The organism is Amaricoccus sp. (assembly GCF_017995835.1).
GTDB lineage: Bacteria > Pseudomonadota > Alphaproteobacteria > Rhodobacterales > Rhodobacteraceae > Amaricoccus.
In genome coordinates this window covers 56,460-72,500 of record NZ_JAGOID010000003.1, presented here as the reverse complement: position 1 = coordinate 72,500, position 16,041 = coordinate 56,460, and the positions used below count along the sequence as shown (strand labels likewise).

The 16,041-nt window shown below is 69.2% G+C and carries 16 protein-coding genes and 1 pseudogene; 8 read left to right on the top strand and 9 right to left on the bottom strand.

Annotated elements, in window-relative coordinates; translation table 11 throughout:
• Positions 1–83: pseudogene (locus tag KBA23_RS01160) on the bottom strand (xanthine phosphoribosyltransferase); the annotation flags it as partial.
• 76 nt (positions 84–159) lie between these two features.
• Positions 160–978 (bottom strand): enoyl-ACP reductase FabI, encoded by an 819-nt coding sequence (gene fabI / locus KBA23_RS01155; RefSeq protein ID WP_290735719.1) that lies wholly within the window; start codon positions 976–978, stop codon positions 160–162.
• Positions 979–1,218: 240 nt separating this feature from the next.
• Here fabI and KBA23_RS01150 point away from each other — a divergent pair, with 240 nt between their 5' ends.
• Both KBA23_RS01150 and KBA23_RS01145 read left to right on the top strand, forming a co-directional pair.
• Positions 1,219–1,638, top strand: a complete 420-nt coding sequence (locus tag KBA23_RS01150) for a CopG family transcriptional regulator (RefSeq protein ID WP_290735717.1) — start codon at positions 1,219–1,221, stop codon at positions 1,636–1,638.
• A 23-nt stretch (positions 1,639–1,661) separates the two neighbouring features.
• Positions 1,662–2,774 carry a PHB depolymerase family esterase gene (locus KBA23_RS01145; protein ID WP_290735714.1) on the top strand — a complete coding sequence of 371 codons (1,113 nt, stop codon included), beginning with the start codon at positions 1,662–1,664 and terminating at the stop codon, positions 2,772–2,774.
• 241 nt (positions 2,775–3,015) lie between these two features.
• Here the strand turns inward: KBA23_RS01145 and KBA23_RS01140 are convergent, their stop codons facing one another.
• The gene (locus KBA23_RS01140; RefSeq protein WP_290735711.1) at positions 3,016–4,665 is read right to left on the bottom strand and encodes an acyl-CoA dehydrogenase family protein; all 1,650 of its coding nucleotides are present in this window, start codon (positions 4,663–4,665) and stop codon (positions 3,016–3,018) included.
• 158 nt (positions 4,666–4,823) lie between these two features.
• On the opposite strand from KBA23_RS01140, the gene pdxH reads away from it, so the two are divergent.
• From pdxH to mgtE, 3 genes are all read left to right on the top strand, one after another.
• Positions 4,824–5,435 (top strand): pyridoxamine 5'-phosphate oxidase, encoded by a 612-nt coding sequence (pdxH, locus tag KBA23_RS01135; protein ID WP_290735708.1) that lies wholly within the window; start codon positions 4,824–4,826, stop codon positions 5,433–5,435.
• Positions 5,436–5,825: an EamA family transporter gene (locus KBA23_RS01130; RefSeq protein ID WP_290735705.1), complete on the top strand. Its 390-nt coding sequence runs from the start codon at positions 5,436–5,438 to the stop codon at positions 5,823–5,825.
• Positions 5,826–5,957: 132 nt separating this feature from the next.
• Positions 5,958–7,388 (top strand): magnesium transporter, encoded by a 1,431-nt coding sequence (mgtE, locus tag KBA23_RS01125; protein WP_290735702.1) that lies wholly within the window; start codon positions 5,958–5,960, stop codon positions 7,386–7,388.
• A 90-nt stretch (positions 7,389–7,478) separates the two neighbouring features.
• On the opposite strand, the gene grpE is transcribed toward mgtE, so the two are convergent.
• Entirely contained in the window at positions 7,479–8,072 is a 594-nt protein-coding gene (grpE, locus tag KBA23_RS01120) for a nucleotide exchange factor GrpE (protein ID WP_290735699.1), read from the bottom strand.
• A gap of 7 nt (positions 8,073–8,079) precedes the next feature.
• Positions 8,080–9,186 carry a heat-inducible transcriptional repressor HrcA gene (hrcA, locus tag KBA23_RS01115; RefSeq protein ID WP_290735696.1) on the bottom strand — a complete coding sequence of 369 codons (1,107 nt, stop codon included), beginning with the start codon at positions 9,184–9,186 and terminating at the stop codon, positions 8,080–8,082.
• A gap of 160 nt (positions 9,187–9,346) precedes the next feature.
• Between hrcA and rph the strand changes: the two genes are divergently transcribed.
• Genes rph through hemW form a run of 3 tightly spaced genes read left to right on the top strand, consistent with a single transcriptional unit; the run spans position 9,347 to position 11,830 of the window.
• Positions 9,347–10,063 carry a ribonuclease PH gene (gene rph, locus KBA23_RS01110; RefSeq protein WP_290735693.1) on the top strand — a complete coding sequence of 239 codons (717 nt, stop codon included), beginning with the start codon at positions 9,347–9,349 and terminating at the stop codon, positions 10,061–10,063.
• Positions 10,060–10,671: a non-canonical purine NTP pyrophosphatase gene (locus KBA23_RS01105; RefSeq protein ID WP_290735690.1), complete on the top strand. Its 612-nt coding sequence runs from the start codon at positions 10,060–10,062 to the stop codon at positions 10,669–10,671. The genes rph and KBA23_RS01105 overlap by 4 nt, the downstream gene beginning before the upstream one ends.
• Positions 10,664–11,830: a radical SAM family heme chaperone HemW gene (hemW, locus tag KBA23_RS01100; RefSeq protein ID WP_290735688.1), complete on the top strand. Its 1,167-nt coding sequence runs from the start codon at positions 10,664–10,666 to the stop codon at positions 11,828–11,830. Before KBA23_RS01105 ends, hemW begins: the two co-directional genes overlap by 8 nt.
• A 1-nt stretch (position 11,831) precedes the next feature.
• Here the strand turns inward: hemW and KBA23_RS01095 are convergent, their stop codons facing one another.
• The 4 genes from KBA23_RS01095 to mnmG are packed head-to-tail and all read right to left on the bottom strand — an operon-like array spanning position 11,832 to position 16,030.
• Entirely contained in the window at positions 11,832–12,710 is an 879-nt protein-coding gene (locus KBA23_RS01095; protein ID WP_290735686.1) for a ParB/RepB/Spo0J family partition protein, read from the bottom strand.
• 8 nt (positions 12,711–12,718) lie between these two features.
• Positions 12,719–13,531, bottom strand: a complete 813-nt coding sequence (locus tag KBA23_RS01090; RefSeq protein ID WP_290735683.1) for a ParA family protein — start codon at positions 13,529–13,531, stop codon at positions 12,719–12,721.
• Positions 13,524–14,159 carry a 16S rRNA (guanine(527)-N(7))-methyltransferase RsmG gene (rsmG, locus tag KBA23_RS01085; protein ID WP_290735680.1) on the bottom strand — a complete coding sequence of 212 codons (636 nt, stop codon included), beginning with the start codon at positions 14,157–14,159 and terminating at the stop codon, positions 13,524–13,526. The genes KBA23_RS01090 and rsmG overlap by 8 nt, the downstream gene beginning before the upstream one ends.
• On the bottom strand, positions 14,156–16,030 hold the full coding sequence (mnmG, locus tag KBA23_RS01080) for a tRNA uridine-5-carboxymethylaminomethyl(34) synthesis enzyme MnmG (protein ID WP_290735677.1): 1,875 nt from the start codon (positions 16,028–16,030) through the stop codon (positions 14,156–14,158). The genes rsmG and mnmG overlap by 4 nt, the downstream gene beginning before the upstream one ends.
• Between the last annotated feature and the right edge of the window lie 11 nt (positions 16,031–16,041).

The window sequence follows — 16,041 nt, the reverse complement described above, 5'->3', positions numbered from 1 at the left end:
CGCCACGCCAGCGCCCGGCTGTCGCGGTGGATCTGGTCCCAGCTGACGTGGAAGCCCTTCTCGTGCGGCAGGCGGTCGTTCATGGCGCGGCGATCCCTGGCTGGCGGCGCTCGTGATCCCGAAGACTGCGATCGACCATCGCGGAGCAGGTGGCGAGACTCATTCCTTGCGGCCGGTGACCACGTCGATGTCGGGCGCGTCTTCGGCCTTCATCCCGACGACGTGATAGCCGGCGTCGACGTGGTGGTTCTCGCCGGTGACGCCGGAGGAGAGGTCGGACAGAAGATACATCGCCGACTTGCCCACGTCCTGCTGGGTGACGTTGCGCCGCAGCGGCGAGTTCAACTCGTTCCACTTCAGGATATATCGGAAATCGCCGATCCCCGACGCGGCCAGCGTCTTGATCGGGCCGGCGGACAGCGCATTGACGCGGATACCGTCGGGGCCGAGGTCCATCGCCATGTATTTGACGCTCGCCTCGAGCGCCGCCTTGGCCACGCCCATGACGTTGTAATGCGGCATGACCTTTTCGGCGCCGTAGTAGGTGAGCGTCAGGCAGGACCCGCCCTCGGTCATCAGCTTCGCCGCCCGCGCCACGGCGGCGGTGAAGGAAAAGACCGAGATCAGCATCGTCTGGCTGAAGTTCGCGGGGGTGGTCATCTCGACATAGCGGCCGCGCAGCTCGCCCTTGTCGGAGAAGCCGATGGCGTGGACGAGGAAGTCGAGCCGGCCCCAGCGCTCCGCCAGCGCGGCGAAGACCGCGTCCATCGAAGCCTCCTCGGTGACGTCGCAAGGCAGCACGATGTCGGAGCCGACGCTCTCAGCCAGGGGCTGCACCCGCTTGCCGAGCGCCTCGCCCTGGTAGGTGAAGGCCAGCTCGGCGCCCTGCTCGTGGCAGGCCTGCGCGATGCCCCAGGCGATGGACTTGTCGTTCGCGACCCCCATGACCAGGCCGCGCTTTCCGCTCATCAACGCCATGTTGTCGCCCCTGCCAGCGCCTCGGGCACCGGTCTAGGTCAAAGGCGCCCCTGCATCAAGATCGGGCGCCGGCGTCGCCGCGGTCCGACGCGCCGCGTGACATGATCTCCACGCCCCGTCCCGGCGGCCGGCCGATTTCCGCCGGAACCCATGACGCCGCACGGCAGACTCGCGACGCGATGTTGACTCACCGGGCAAACATCCCCATACCATCCAAGTGGATGGCGTATGGAGTGCGAGATGCCGGCGCAGGTGCATGAGCTTCGGCCCAGAGGTCCGGATAGCGAGAAGATCACGATCAACCTCGGGTATGTCGATCTGGGGCAGGTGGAGCTTCTGGTGGCGGAGGGCTTCTACGCCAACCGCACCGACTTCATCCGGACGGCGATCCGCAACCAGCTCGACCGTCACTCCGACGCGCTGCGCCAGTCGACGGCGCGCCGCAGCGTCGAGCTCGGGCTGCGCCGGGTCACCCGCGCGGAACTCGAGGCGGCGGTGGCGCAGGGGATCACGCTCGATCTCCGGATCGTCGGCATCGCCAGCATCGCCGGCGACGTGACGCCGGAACTCGCGCGCGCCGCCATCTCCTCGGTCTTCGTCCTCGGCGCCCTTCAGGCAGGCGCCGCGGTCAAAGCGGCCCTCGCCGACCGGATGAGCTGATGTCAGACAAAAGGAAGAAACCCATGAGCAGCGATTTCACAACCGGTATGGCGGAGGCGACGCGGATGACCCGCACCGGCCGCCTTGCCGACGCCACCACGCTTATCCAGCGCCTCCTGCGCGGGCGCGGGCCCGCGACGACGGAGGGCCCGGTCCTTCCCGCGGCGGCGGAAACGGTCCCGCGGCCGCGGCAGAAAAAGCGCCCCGGCCTGCGCGAGACGATCGGCCGGCTGGTCGAACGCGCCCGCGCCATCGAGAGCCGCGAACTCGCGCCCCCGCCCATGGTCCCCGAGGGCGCACGCTTCGGAGCCGCGACCTTCGCCAATGCAACCGGACGTCGAGACTACAAGCTCTACGTCCCCGCCTCGGCGGCGAACCGGGGTCCACGACCCCTTGTCCTGATGCTGCACGGCTGCACGCAGAACCCAGATGACTTCGCCCGCAGCACGGGGATGAACCAAGCCGCCGAGGAAGTCGGCGCCCTCGTGCTCTATCCGGGCCAGCCGGCAGTCGCGAACCCGAAACGCTGCTGGAACTGGTTCCGTCCCGAGGACCAACGCGGGGAGGGCGGCGAGGCCGGCCTGCTCGCGGAACTGACCATGAGCGTCGTCGCCGCCGAAAACGTCGACCCGGCCCGGATCTACGTCGCGGGCATCTCCGCCGGCGGCGCGATGGCGGCCAACCTCGCAGCCGAGCGGCCCGACATCTTCGCCGCCGCAGGCGTGCACTCGGGCCTTCCCGCCGGCGCGGCGCATGACGCCCCCTCGGCCTTCGGCGCAATGCGGAGCGGGGCGCAGGGCCGCAGAGCCGAACGGCCCGTCCGCACCATCATCTTTCACGGCGACGCCGACCGTACGGTCAACCCGGTCAACGCCGCGGCCGTTTCGGCTCAGGCGGCCGCCGGCGCGCCTCTCGTCGTGCGCACCGATCGCGGCTCCGTCGGCGGGCGGGCCTACAGTCGGACAACCCACACGGACGGCTGGGGTCGAACGCGCGTCGAGCAATGGATGATCCACGGCGCCGGCCATGCGTGGTCCGGCGGCGACGCGTCCGGCAGCCACGCCGACGCCGCAGGCCCCGACGCCAGCCGCGAGATGCTGCGCTTCTTCCTGGACGGCCACCCGGACCCGGACTGACATCAGGCCAGCGGCCCGAGCGCCGGACCCGTCCCGAAGAGCACGCCTTTCCAGCCACTTGCCCCGCCTCGCCCGGGCAAGTGGCTTTCAACGGACTTTCGCGATCATACCGGCGGGCTCATGAAACGACTCGCGGACCTTTTGACCTTAAGGATTTTTATCGTGTGTATTCCGGTAGTTACCCTATCTATCACGCGTGTTAGCCCGTGTTGCGCCGGGTAGCATGGTAGACTCGCCGGTATCAGACCCCTTGGCGGGCGAGGATGCCGGCGACGTCGGCATCCCGCGGCAGGACGCCGAAGAGGCGGGCGCCGGCGTCACCGAGGCGGGTGGCGCAGAAGGCGTCCGCGACCGCCGCCGGGGCGTGACGGATCAGGAGCGACGCCTGCAACAGAAGCGCCATGCGCTCGGCGACCTGCCGGCCCCGGGCCTCCTCGGGAGCGCCCGAAAGCTGCTCCTTCAGCGTCCTCAGAGCGGCGTCGTAGGCGCGGTCGCCGCCGGCGCCCGCCGCGAGTTCGGCGGACAACGCCTCGACGGCCTCGGGCGCCCGGCGGAGCGTGCGCAGGATGTCGAGAGCGATGACGTTGCCCGAACCCTCCCAGATGGCGTTGATCGGGCTTTCGCGGAAGAGCCGCGGCATCGGGCTCTCCTCGACGTAGCCGCCGCCGCCAAGGCACTCCATGCACTCGTAGACGAAGCCCGGGTTGCGCTTGGTCAGCCAGTACTTCGCCACGGCGACCGCGAGGCGGGCGAGCGCGGCGTCCGCCCCGTCCTCGGGGTCGAAGGCGGCGCCGACGCGGACGGCGAGCGCGACCGCCGCCTCGTACTCGAGGGCGAGATCGGCAATCACCCCGCGCATCAACGGCTGGTCGATCAGCTTCTTCTGGAAGGCGGCGCGGCCCGAGACGTGGTTGACCGCCTCGGCCAGCGCGCGGCGCATGATGCCGAGGGTGGAGCCGAGGGTGCCGAGGCGGGTGTGATGCACCATGTCGATGATGACGTTGACGCCACGCCCCTCCTCGCCGAGGAGCCAGGCCTGCGTGTCGTGGTACTCGATCTCGGCGGAGGCGTTCGACCTGTTGCCGAGCTTGTCCTTGATCCGCATGACCTGAAGGCTGTTGCGCGTGCCGTCGGGCAGGATGCGCGGGACGAGGAAGCAGGAGAGGTCGCCCCCGGCATAGGCAAGGGTCAGGAAGCCGTCGCTCATCGGCGCCGAGCAGAACCACTTGTGGCCGACGAGACGATAGTGGCGGGCGCCGCCCTCGACCGGGAAGGCCCGCGTGGCGTTGGCGCGGACGTCGCTGCCGCCCTGCTTCTCGGTCATCGCCATGCCCATGGTGACGCCCGCCTTCTCGACGATCGGACGTAGCGGCGCGTCGTAGCCGCCGCCGATGATCCTGTCGATCCAGGGCTGCGTGACATCCGGCTGCCAGCGCAGCGCCGGAACCGAGGCATACGTCATGTTGATCGGGCACATCGTCCCGGCCTCGGCCTCGGTGAAGACGGCGAGCATCGCCATATGGCCGATATGCCGGCCCTTTGCTTCCGGCTCGATCCAGGGCAGGTCGTGGATATGGTGCTCCATCGCGAGCGCCATCAGCTCGTGATAGGCCGGATGAAAGCGAACCTCGTCGAGCCTGCGGCCATAGCGGTCGAAGGGCGCGAACTCCGGCGGGAAGCGGTTCGCCTGTTCTCCGAGCTCGATCACCCGCTCCGAGCCGACAACAGCGCCCAATCTCTCTAGGCGCGAGTCGAGCCAGTCGCCAGCCTCGCGCCGTACAGCCTCGCGAAGCGCGGTGTCGGTCGTGTAGAGGTTGCGCGGCGCGAAGGGGCCGGGCTGGTTGGTGACCTCGTGCGTTTCGAGGTGGGTGGCGGGGGCATGGGAAGGCATCACGAGTCCTCCTTCTGACAGGCCGTTGCGCTGGCCGAGACGAGGGTCATGGGCCGGTTTCCCCCTTTGTCGTGGGTGAATCAACCGATCGTAGACCCGCCAGACGCATTGCCCTCCGCCGTCCGGCCTGTATGGTCGCGCCGGCGGAGGGAGACCCCATGGCAGATCCGGGACGTGGCGGCATCTTCGCGGGCGACGACCCCTTCGCCATCGCGCGCGCATGGCTCGCCGAGGCCGAAGCAACCGAGCCGAACGATCCGAACGCCATCGCGCTCGCCACCGTCGACGCCGGCGGAATGCCCAACGCGCGGATGGTCCTCCTGAAGGAAATCGAGCCCGACAGCTTCGTGTTCTACACCAACTACGAGAGCCGCAAGGCCGAGGAGATCGCCAGGGCCGGCAAGGTCGCCTTCGTCATGCACTGGAAGACCCTGCGGCGACAGATCCGCGCGCGCGGAACGGTGACCCGGGAGGAGGGGCCGCAGGCCGACGCCTACTTCCGTTCGCGTTCGCTGCCCGCGCGACTCGGGGCCTGGGCCTCGCGCCAGAGCCGGCCGCTCGCCTCCCGGGCGCGACTCATGGCCGAGGTCGCCAAGGTCGCGGCGCTGAAGGGGACCGACCCCGACCGCCCGCCGTTCTGGGGCGGGTATCGCATCGCGCCGGTCGAGATCGAGTTCTGGGCCGACGGCGCCCATCGCCTGCATGACAGGTTCCGCTGGACCCGCGAGCGGCAGGGCGCGCCCTGGGAGATCGTTCGGCTCAATCCCTGATTGAAAACTTCGGCGGGATCACGCAAGGCTCTGCGGCGGCCCGAGCCGCGGAGCCTCGCCATGCTGCGCGTTCATCTCCTGACCTTTGCGCTGGTCGCGACGACGATCGTCGCCGACTATTTCCTCAAGCTCGCCTCCGAGCGCACGCCCTGGCTGACGTCATTGCCGTTCGTGGTCGGGACCGTCATCTATGCGCTTTCGGCCATCGGCTGGATTCTCGCCATGCGGGAAATGTCGCTCGCGACCATCGCCGTGGTGTATTCGTCGCTGACCATGCTGATGCTCGCCGGGCTCGGAGTGCTCGTCTTTCGCGAAACCCTTTCGGCGCGCGATGGGCTAGGACTCCTGCTTGCGTTCGGCGCGCTAGTGCTGATGCACAAGAGCCACTGAGCAGGCGCGGCGCCGGGGCGATTTTGCTGCGTGAAGCCCGACCGGCCGATTGACCGGGGCGCTCCCCCTCCCGTATCACCGCGGCTGCGGGACGGCGCTTCGTCGGCCGCCGACCGGACCGGGAGGGCGCGCATGGCAGAGTCGCACGAGCCCGACGCGCCCGAGACCGCAGAAACCCCGCCACTGCACGAGATCCGGCTCGACCATACCACGGTCGAGGACGAGCTCGACATCGTCGCGCAGGAGCTGGCGCTCTACCTGCGGCGCGGCGAATTCGGCGCGGTCAAGGGCTTCTTCGTGGTCCAGGAGATCGCGGACATCGCGAGCCTCTTCGAGCACATGGAGGCCGAGGACGCGCTGCTCGCCATGCGGCAGCTCGACCGCGAGGACCAGGCGGCGGTCTTCGGCTACCTGAAGCCCTCGGCGCAGGTCACCATGGCCGAGAAGATGTCGCGCGAGGAACTCGCCCGGCTGATGGCGGCGATGAGCCACGACGACCGGGTGGACTTCTACAAGGCGCTCGATCCCAAGGCGCAGGAGGCGCTGCTGCCCGGCCTCGCCAAGGCCGAGCGCGAGGACCTGCGTCGGCTCGCCTCCTACGAGGAAGGCACGGTCGGCGCGATCATGACCTCGGACTACGCGACGCTCCGCCCGACCCTGACGGCCCCGCAGGCGCTCGACGCGCTGCGGCGGCAGGCCTCGGATGTAGAGACGGTCTACACGGCCTATGTGGTCGATGCGAGGCATCGGCTCCTCGGGGTGGTGTCGCTGCGCGACATCCTGCTCGCCCGGTCGCGGCAGACCGTAGGCGAAACGATGGAGGAGGACCCGGTGGTGATCCGGGTCGACGCCGAGCAGGAGGAAGCGGCGGCGCTGATCGCGCGCTATGACCTGCTGGCGCTGCCGGTGGTGGACGCCGACGGGCGGATGGTCGGCATCGTCACCGCGGACGACGCGATGGACGTCGCCGAGGAGGAGGCGACCGAGGACATCTACAAGTCGTCGAACGTCGGTGAGTTCGAAGGCTCGGTGAAGGACGCCTCGCTGTTCTCACTCTACCGGGCGCGCATCGTCTGGCTGGTGCTGCTGGTCTTCGGCAACATCTTTTCCGGCGCGGGGATTTCGCTCTTCGAGGACACCATCGCCGGGAACCTCGCGCTCCTGTTCTTCCTGCCGCTGCTGATCGGCTCGGGGGGAAACGCCGGGGCGCAGTCAGCGACGCTGATGGTGCGCGCGCTCGCCACGGGCGACGTGCGGGCGACCGACTGGGGCGGGCTGGTCGGTCGCGAACTGCTGATCGGGATCGCGCTCGGCCTTACCATGTCGGTCGCCGTCTCGGCCGTCGGGCTGGTGCGGGCCGGCGTGGACGTCACCATGGTCGTCGCGCTCTCCATGACGCTCATCGTCGTGGTAGGCGCGCTGATCGGGGTGTCGCTGCCCTTCGTGCTGTCGCGCTTCAACCTCGACCCGGCGACGGCCTCCGGGCCGCTCGTCACCTCGATCGCCGACGTCACCGGCGTGCTGATCTACTTCGGCATCGCCAGGGCGCTGCTGCCTGGCTGACCAATGCCGCCGGGACCATCGGCGGCAAGTCCGATCGTCGGGGCGGGTGATCGGACCCACCCGCGCCACGACGCGCGACCCGGGCTCCGGTCAGGAGCCGTTCGGCTTCGGAACCGCGGGACCACCCGAGGACACGCCGACCTGAGCGGGCCGCAGCAGGCGTTCGCCGATGGTGAACCCCTCGGACATCACCTGAATGATCTCGCCGGCCTTCGTCCCCGGCGCCGGGGCCTCGAACATCGCCTGATGCAGGTTCGGGTCGAACCGCTCGCCCGGTTGCGGGTCTACCCGCACGATCTTGTTCCTCTCGAGCGCCGAGACCAGCGCGCGCTGCGTCAGCTCGATACCCTCGAGCAGCCCCGGGGCCGCGTCACGGGCCGCGTCGGTGGCGCTGTCGAGCGCGCGGGCGAAGTTATCGTAGACCGGCAGGAGGTCGCGAGCGAGCCGGGTTGCGCCGTAGACCTCCGCATCGCGACGGTCGCGCTCGGCGCGCTTGCGCAGGTTCTCGGTCTCGGCCAACGCGCGCAGGAGCCGGTCCTTCAGATCGGCCGCCTCGGCCTTCAGCGCCGCGATCTCGTCGGCTTCGACCTCCGCCTCGGTCGGCTCCTCGGCGTCGTCGAACTCTGCCTCGATGTCGTCGAGGAAGCGATCCTCCAGATCCTCGGTCTTGCGATCCCTTGTCATTCCTGCACTATCCCTTGCTTCGATCCGACATCAGCCGGCCCACCAGCTGCGCCGTATAGTCCACGATCGGCACGATGCGGGCATAGTTGAGCCGCGTCGGTCCGATCACGCCCACCGCCCCGATGATTCTGCGGTCCGCATCCATATAGGGGGCGACGACCAGAGCGGAACCGGAAAGCGAGAAAAGCTTGTTCTCCGCCCCGATGAAGACACGCACGCCCTCGCCCGTCTCGGCGAGGTCGAGAAGCTGCGCGAGATCGCGCTTGCGCTCGAGATCGTCGAAAAGGCGACGGACCCGCTCCAGCGCCGCCCCGTCTTCGGAGCCTTCGAGCAGGTTCGCCCGGCCGCGGACGATCAGCCGGTCGCGGCCGCCGTCGCTGTCGCGGGTCCAGTGCGCGATGCCCGCCTCGATCAGGCGCTGCGAGGCGGCGTCGAGCTCCGCCCGCCGGCGCTCGATCTCGGCGGCGGCGACGCCGCGCGCCTCGGCAAGCGTGCGCCCCTGGAGGATGGCGTTGAGGAAGTTCGCCGCGGTCCGCATCGCCGAGGGGGTCAACCCGAGCGGCGGGGTGAAGATGCGGTTCTCCACCTGTCCGTCGGCGGTCACGAGCACGACCAGCGCCCGATCGGGCCCGAGCGCCACGAATTCGATGTGACGGATCGGCGCGGAGGCGGTCTTTGGCGCCAGCACGAGACTCGCGCCGTGGGTAAGTCCGGACAAGAGATCGCTGGCGCGACCGAGCAACCCGCTGACGCCCCCATCCTCCGCCGCCAGCGTGCGGTCGATCTCGGCGCGCTCCGGCCCCGCCACGTCACCGACCTCGAGGATGCCATCGACGAAGAGCCGCAGGCCCAGATGCGTCGGCACGCGGCCGGCGCTGACATGGGGGCTGTCGAGCAGGCCAAGAAGCTCGAGGTCCTGCATGACGTTGCGGATCGTTGCCGGCGACACCGCCTCGGGCAGGGTGCGAGACAACGTGCGCGATCCTACGGGCTCGCCGGTGGCGAGATACGTCTCGACCAGCCGGCGAAACACCTCGCGGCTGCGGTCGTTCAACTCGGAGAGGGGCGAGCGGGGTGCAGTCACGGGCTTCAGATCGACGGGGGCTCGTTCCATAGCATCTAGGCGTCATGGCGTAGCAGGTCAATCGTACGCCTCCCTTGATAATTTATGTAGTAATATCATTATATTGACTTGATTCAAAGGTCCGCTGTGGACGAGTGGGGCGGGGCGGAGTATGAGGCGGGCCCACGAAGGCAGCAGGAAGGAACCAGCGATGCGCCCCTCTGGTCGCTCCACGGACGCGTTGCGTCCCGTCAGCATAGAGACCGACGTGTCGCGCCATGCCGAGGGCTCGTGCCTGATCCGGATGGGCGACACCCAGGTCCTCTGCACCGCCAGCCTCGAGGAATCGGTGCCGCCGTTCCTGCGCAAGACCGGGCTCGGCTGGGTTACGGCGGAGTACGGGATGCTGCCGCGGGCCACCACCTCGCGCAACCGTCGCGAGGCCGCGGCTGGCAAGCAGACGGGGCGGACGGTGGAGATCCAGCGACTGATCGGACGGTCGTTGCGCGCGGGCGTCGACCGTTCGGCGCTGGGCGAGCGGCAGATCACCGTCGACTGCGACGTGCTGCAGGCGGACGGCGGCACGCGCTGTGCGGCGATCACCGGCGGCTGGGTGGCGCTGCGGCTGGCGGTGGACAAGCTGATGGCGCGCGGCGAGCTCAAGGCGGATCCGTTGACCACCCATGTCGCGGCGGTCAGCGCCGGGGTCTATGGCGGCGTCGCGGTGCTCGACCTCGACTACGCTGAGGACAGCGTGGTCGGGACGGATGCGAACTTCGTCATGACCGGCGATCTGGCGCTGATCGAGGTGCAGGGCAGCGCCGAAGGCGCGACCTTCAGTCGAGGCGAGCTGGAGCAGCTGCTCGACCTCGCCGAGGCGGGTGTGGGCGGGCTCGTCGCGGCGCAGAGGGCGGCGGTCGGGCGATGAGGCGGCTGGTCGGGCCGCGCCTCATCGTCGCGACGCACAACGCCGGCAAGCTCGACGAGTTCCGGGCTCTTCTCGCCGCCTGGCCCGGCGAACTGGTCGGCGCGGGCACGTTGGGGCTGGCCGAGCCGGCGGAGACCGAGGAGACCTTCGTCGGCAATGCCCGGATCAAGGCCCATGCCGCGGCGCGGGCGTCCGGGCTGCCAGCGCTCGCCGACGACAGCGGCATCGAGATCGACGCGCTCGGCGGCGAGCCCGGCGTCCACACCGCGGACTGGGCCGAGCGGCCGGACGGGGGCCGGGACTTCGTGCAGGCGATGACGCGCGCCCGCGACGCGCTTGTCGCGTCGGGGGCGGCCGAGCCCTGGACGGCGCGGTTTCGCTGCACCCTGGTCATCGCCTGGCCTGACGGGCACGACGAGGTCTTCGAGGGCGCCGTCGAAGGCGCCTGCGTCTGGCCAATGCGGGGCGCGCAGGGCCACGGCTACGATCCGATGTTCCAGCCGGCGGGCGCGTCCGTCACGCTCGGCGAAATGAGCGCAACCGAGAAGAACCGTCTGAGCCACCGCGCGGCGGCGGCGGCGAAGTTAGCGGCCGCCTGTCTTGGCTGAGACCCCCGCCGAGGACTGGCGGGCTGGCGGGTTCGGGGTCTACGTCCACTGGCCGTTCTGCGCCGCCAAGTGCCCGTACTGCGATTTCAACAGCCATGTTCGGACCGGTGTCGATCACGGACGCTGGCGGCGCGCGCTCGTCCGCGAGATCGCCGCGGCCGCGTCCAAGACGCCCGGTCGCCGGGTGACGTCGGTGTTCTTCGGCGGCGGCACGCCGAGCCTGATGGAGCCAGAGACGGTCGCGGCCGTTCTGGAGGCCGTGGCCGAGGGCTGGGATCTGGATCCCGGCGCCGAGGTGACGCTGGAGGCGAACCCGACCTCGGTCGAGGCCGGGCGCTTCCGCGGCTACGCCGCGGCGGGAGTCAACCGGCTCTCGCTCGGCGTGCAGGCGCTGCGCGACGCCGACCTGCGGGCGCTGGGGCGGCTGCATGACGTCGCCGCTGCGCGGGCGGCGTTCGAGACGGCGCGCGCGATCTTTCCTCGCATCAGCTTCGACCTGATCTATGCACGACAGGGGCAGACGCTGGAAGCCTGGCGCACGGAGCTTTGCGAGGCGCTGACCATGGCGGCGGATCACCTCTCGCTCTACCAGCTCACGATCGAACCGGGGACGGCCTTCGGGGCGCTCGCGCGGCAGGGACGACTGCGAGGCCTGCCGGACGGTGAACTCGCGGCGGGGATGTACGAGGCGACGCAGGAGATCTGCGAAGTCGCCGGGATGGGCGCCTACGAGGTCTCGAACCACGCACGGCCGGGCGCCGAGGGCCGTCACAACCTCGTTTACTGGCGCTACGGCGACTATGTCGGGATCGGCCCGGGATCGCATGGCCGCCTGACCCTCGGCGGCCGCCGCTGGGCGACCGAGACGGAGCGGGCGCCCGAGGCCTGGCTCACCGCGTCGGAGCGCGGACGGGCAACGCGCCGGGAGACGATCGACCCGGTCGAGCAGGCGGTCGAGATGGCGATGATGGGCCTGCGCCTCGACGAGGGGATCGATCTGGATCGCTACGCCCGACTGGCGGGGCTTAACCTGCCTGCGGAAGCCGTGGCGGAGCTGGAGGCGCTGGGACTCGTCAGCCTCGCGGGCAACCGCCTCCGCGCGACGGCGGCAGGTCGCCCGGTGCTGAACGCTGTCCTGAAAACGCTTCTAATTCAGTGAGTTACCTGGAAAGCATCTGACAGAGACCGTCAAGCTCGTCGAGCGTGGCATAGCGGATGCGCAACTCGCCCGAGCTTCCCCCGGACTTGTGGTCGATGCTGACCGGAAGCCGAAGGCTGGCCGTCAGATCCGCCTCGAGCGCCCTCGTGTCCGCGTCCTTGGCCGGGGCCGACCGCCGCACCGGGCGGGGCGCCGCTGCACCGCGGGCGAGGGCCTCGGTCTGCCGGACGGAGAGGCCCTTGGCGATGACGATGCGCGCCAGCGACTCCGGATCGGCGACGGTGACGAGCGCACGCGCATGGCCGGCGCTGATGCGCCCGGCGCGCAGATGCTCCAGAACCACCTCCGGCAGCGTCAGCAAACGCAGGACGTTGGCGATATGGCTCCGGCTCTTGCCGAGGCCTTCGGCGAGTCGTTCCTGGGTGTGACCGAAGCGGTCCATCAGCTGCCGATAGGCTTGCGCTTCCTCGACCGCATTCAGGTCGGCGCGCTGGACGTTCTCGATCAGCGCGAGCTCGAGCACCTCGGCGTCGTCGAGGTCGCGGACCACGGCCGGGAGGTCGTGCACGCCCGCAATCTGCGCGGCCCGCCAGCGCCGCTCGCCGGCGACGATCTGGAACGCCTCCGGCACGGAGGGGTCGGGCCGCAGGATTAGCGGCTGGATCACGCCCTTCTCGCGGATCGAGGCGGCCAGATCCTGAAGGTCGCGATCATCGAACGTCCGGCGTGGCTGGTCGGGATTGGCCCGGATCCGGTCGATCGGAACCGTCCGCTGGCCCGCCGGCGCAGCCGTCGCCTGCCCGGCTCCCATGTCTACGTCTCCGCCCACATCGGCGAGCAACGCGGACAGCCCTCGTCCGAGACCCTTCTTCTCCATCATGCTTCTCCTCAGGCCGGTTCGGCCACCTGCCGGTCGCGGCGCAGCTGCGCCAGGAACTCGGCCGCGAGCTTCTGGTAGGCGATCGCGCCGCTACTGGCGCGGTCATAGATCACCGCCGGAACCGCATGCGAGGGCGCCTCGCTCAACCGGACATTGCGCGGGATCACCGTCTCGTAGACCAGCCCGCCGAGGTTCTCGCGCACGTCCTGGGCGACCTGGCTCGACAGGTTGTTGCGGCGGTCGAACATGGTCAGCACGATCCCCTGGATGCGCAGACCCGGGTTCGAGGCCGCGCGGACCGACTGCACCGTCCGGATGAACTGCGACAGGCCTTCCAGCGCGAAGAACTCGCATTGCAGCGGCACCAGCACGGAATGCGCAGCGACCAGCGCGTTGATGGTGAGCAGGTTGAGCGACGGCGGGCAATCGATCACGACGTGGTCGAACGTCCCGAGCGGCGCGGCGCGGCGGGTGAGGGCGTCCTTCATCTTGTAGGTACGTCGCGCATCGGACACCATATCTACGTCAGCCGACGCCAGATCCGGGGTCGCCGGAATGATGCGCAGGTTCGGAACGGCCGTCTCCGCCGCCTCCGGTTCGACGCTGGCGTCGAAGAGGAAGTCGTAGGACGTGAATCGGCGCTTTGCCGCCGGGACGCCCAGCCCCGTCGAAGCGTTGCCCTGCGGATCCAGGTCGATGATCAGGACTCGCGCTCCTGCCGCCGCTATGGCGGTGCCGAGGTTGATGGCGGTCGTGGTCTTGCCGACGCCGCCCTTCTGGTTGGCGACAGCGACGATATGCGGCAAAGGCGATTCAGACACGCGACAAGGCTCCCACTTCCACGATGGCGGCCTCCGGATCGGTGGCGCTGCTGTGCAGGCGGTGGTCGAATCGCCACCTCGCGCCCGCGGCCTCTATCTCCTTATGCACTCCGCGGCCCTTGGGAAACAAGCCGATACCGCTCGCCCGGCGGTGCTTCTCGACGTGGCCGAGCAGCGTCTCCAGCGGGGCGAGGGCCCGTGCGCTGAGGACGTCGGCCTCCAGCGGCTCCAGAGCCTCGATGCGGACGTCCCGAACGTCCACCGAAAGCCCCATGTTCCGGGCCGCCTGGGACAGGAACACCGCCTTGCGTCCGTCGCTCTCCACCAACGTCACCCTGAGGCCAGGCCGCACGTCTGCCGCGATGGCGGCGATCACCAGTCCCGGGAAGCCGGCGCCGGAGCCCATGTCGGCCCAATGCCATGCCTCGCCGGGAACAAGCCGCCAGAGCTGCGCCGAATCCGCGATGTGCCGTTGCCAGATGTTTGCGGCATCCGCGCGGCCTATGAGGTTGACCCGCGGGTTCCACTTCAGAACCAGATCGTGCAGGACCGCCAGACGGTCGGCTGTTTCACGTGAAACATTCCAGCGGCCGAGCAGATCCTCGGCCGTTCGGATAGCCCCGCTCACGCGCTGGCCGCACGACGAGCTTCGCGCTCCGCCTGCCTGGCATGCAGCAGCACCAACGCAAGCGCGGCAGGGGTCATACCTTCAAGACGCCCCGCGTGTCCGAGTGTTCGAGGTCGCGCCATTCGCAGCTTTGCGGACAGCTCCGCCGAAAGGCCCGGGATGGCCTCGTAGGCCAGCGCCGCCGGTAGTTCCACCGCCTCGTCACGGCGCATCGCCTCCACGCTCTCGCGTTGGCGATCAAGATAGGGCGAATACCGCGCCGCACAGGCGATCTGCTCCAGAGCGTCCGCCGAGCCGGCAAACTCCAATCCGGCGCGCATCGCCAGAGCCGCACGATCGCAGCCTGCCTGTCCGAGCAACTCCAGTAGCGACCGGCGCACGCCATCCCCCGAGATCGTCACGCCAAGGGCGCTTGCCTCGTCCTGTGACACCACGATGTCCTCCAGGCGCTCCCGGATGGCGCTGAGATTCTCGGCCTTTTGCAGGAATGCCGTGCGCCGGGCCTCACCCACGCATCCAAGCCCGATTCCGCGCGGAGTCAGCCGCTCATCCGCATTGTCGGCGCGAAGCTGCAGCCGATACTCGGCTCGCGACGTAAACATGCGGTAGGGTTCCGTCACTCCTCGCGTCACCAGGTCGTCAACCATGACGCCGAGGTACGCCTCGGCGCGGTCGAAGATCACCCTTGGTTCGGCTCGGACCGACGCGGCCGCGTTCAATCCCGCGACGAGTCCCTGACCCGCCGCCTCCTCGTAACCAGTCGTGCCATTGATCTGGCCGGCCAGCCGCAAACCCTGCAACGCCTTGACCTCGAGCGTGGCGTCCAGTTCTCGTGGATCGACATAGTCGTACTCGATCGCATATCCGGGGCGCACGATCTCGGCATGCTCGAGGCCCTCGATTGACCTCACCAGGGCAGCCTGAACGTCTTCCGGAAGAGACGTCGAGATGCCGTTCGGATAGACCAGATCGCTGCTAACCCCTTCCGGCTCAAGGAAAATCTGATGCGAGCCCCGGTCCGCGAACCGCACCACCTTGTCCTCTACCGACGGGCAGTAGCGCGGTCCCGGGCCTGAAATCCGACCAGCATACATGGGCGAACGGTGGATGCTGCCGCGGATGATATCGTGCGTCGCCTGGTTCGTCCGGGTCACTCCACAGAATACCTGCGGCGCGACCGGCGCCGCCGTTAGGAACGACAGCATGCTGGGCGCGGCATCGCCGGGTTGCATGTCCAGGCGATCCCACGCAATCGACTGCCGTCGCAACCGGGGCGGCGTACCCGTCTTCAGCCGGCCAAGCGGCAAGCCGAGCTCCTCGATCCTCGCCGCGAGCCGCACTGCCGGAGCTTCACCGGCCCGTCCGGCTGGTATGCGCATCTCCCCGACGTGAATCATCCCGCGCAGGAAGGTGCCGGTTGTGAGTACAACCTGCGAAGCCCGAAGCTCGCTGCCATCACCGAGGACGACACCACGCACCGCATCGCCCCGAACCAGCAAGTCCACGACCTCGCCAGCCACAACACGCAATCCGCTTTGCATCCTCAGCGCGGTCTGCATTGCCGAACGATACAAATCCCGGTCCGCCTGCGCGCGCGGACCCTGAACGGCGGGACCCTTGCTCCGGTTCAGGAGCCGATACTGGATCCCCGCCGCATCAGCCGCTCTGCCCATGACACCGTCCAGCGCGTCGATTTCGCGCACGAGGTGCCCCTTGCCGACTCCCCCGATCGCGGGGTTGCACGACATCTCGCCGATGCGCGCCGGGTCTTGCGTGACCAGCGCCACCTTGACGCCCATGCGCGCTGCCGCGGCTGCCGCTTCACAGCCGGCGTGACCGCCCCCAACCACGATGACGTCAGCATGTTCCACGTGAAACACTC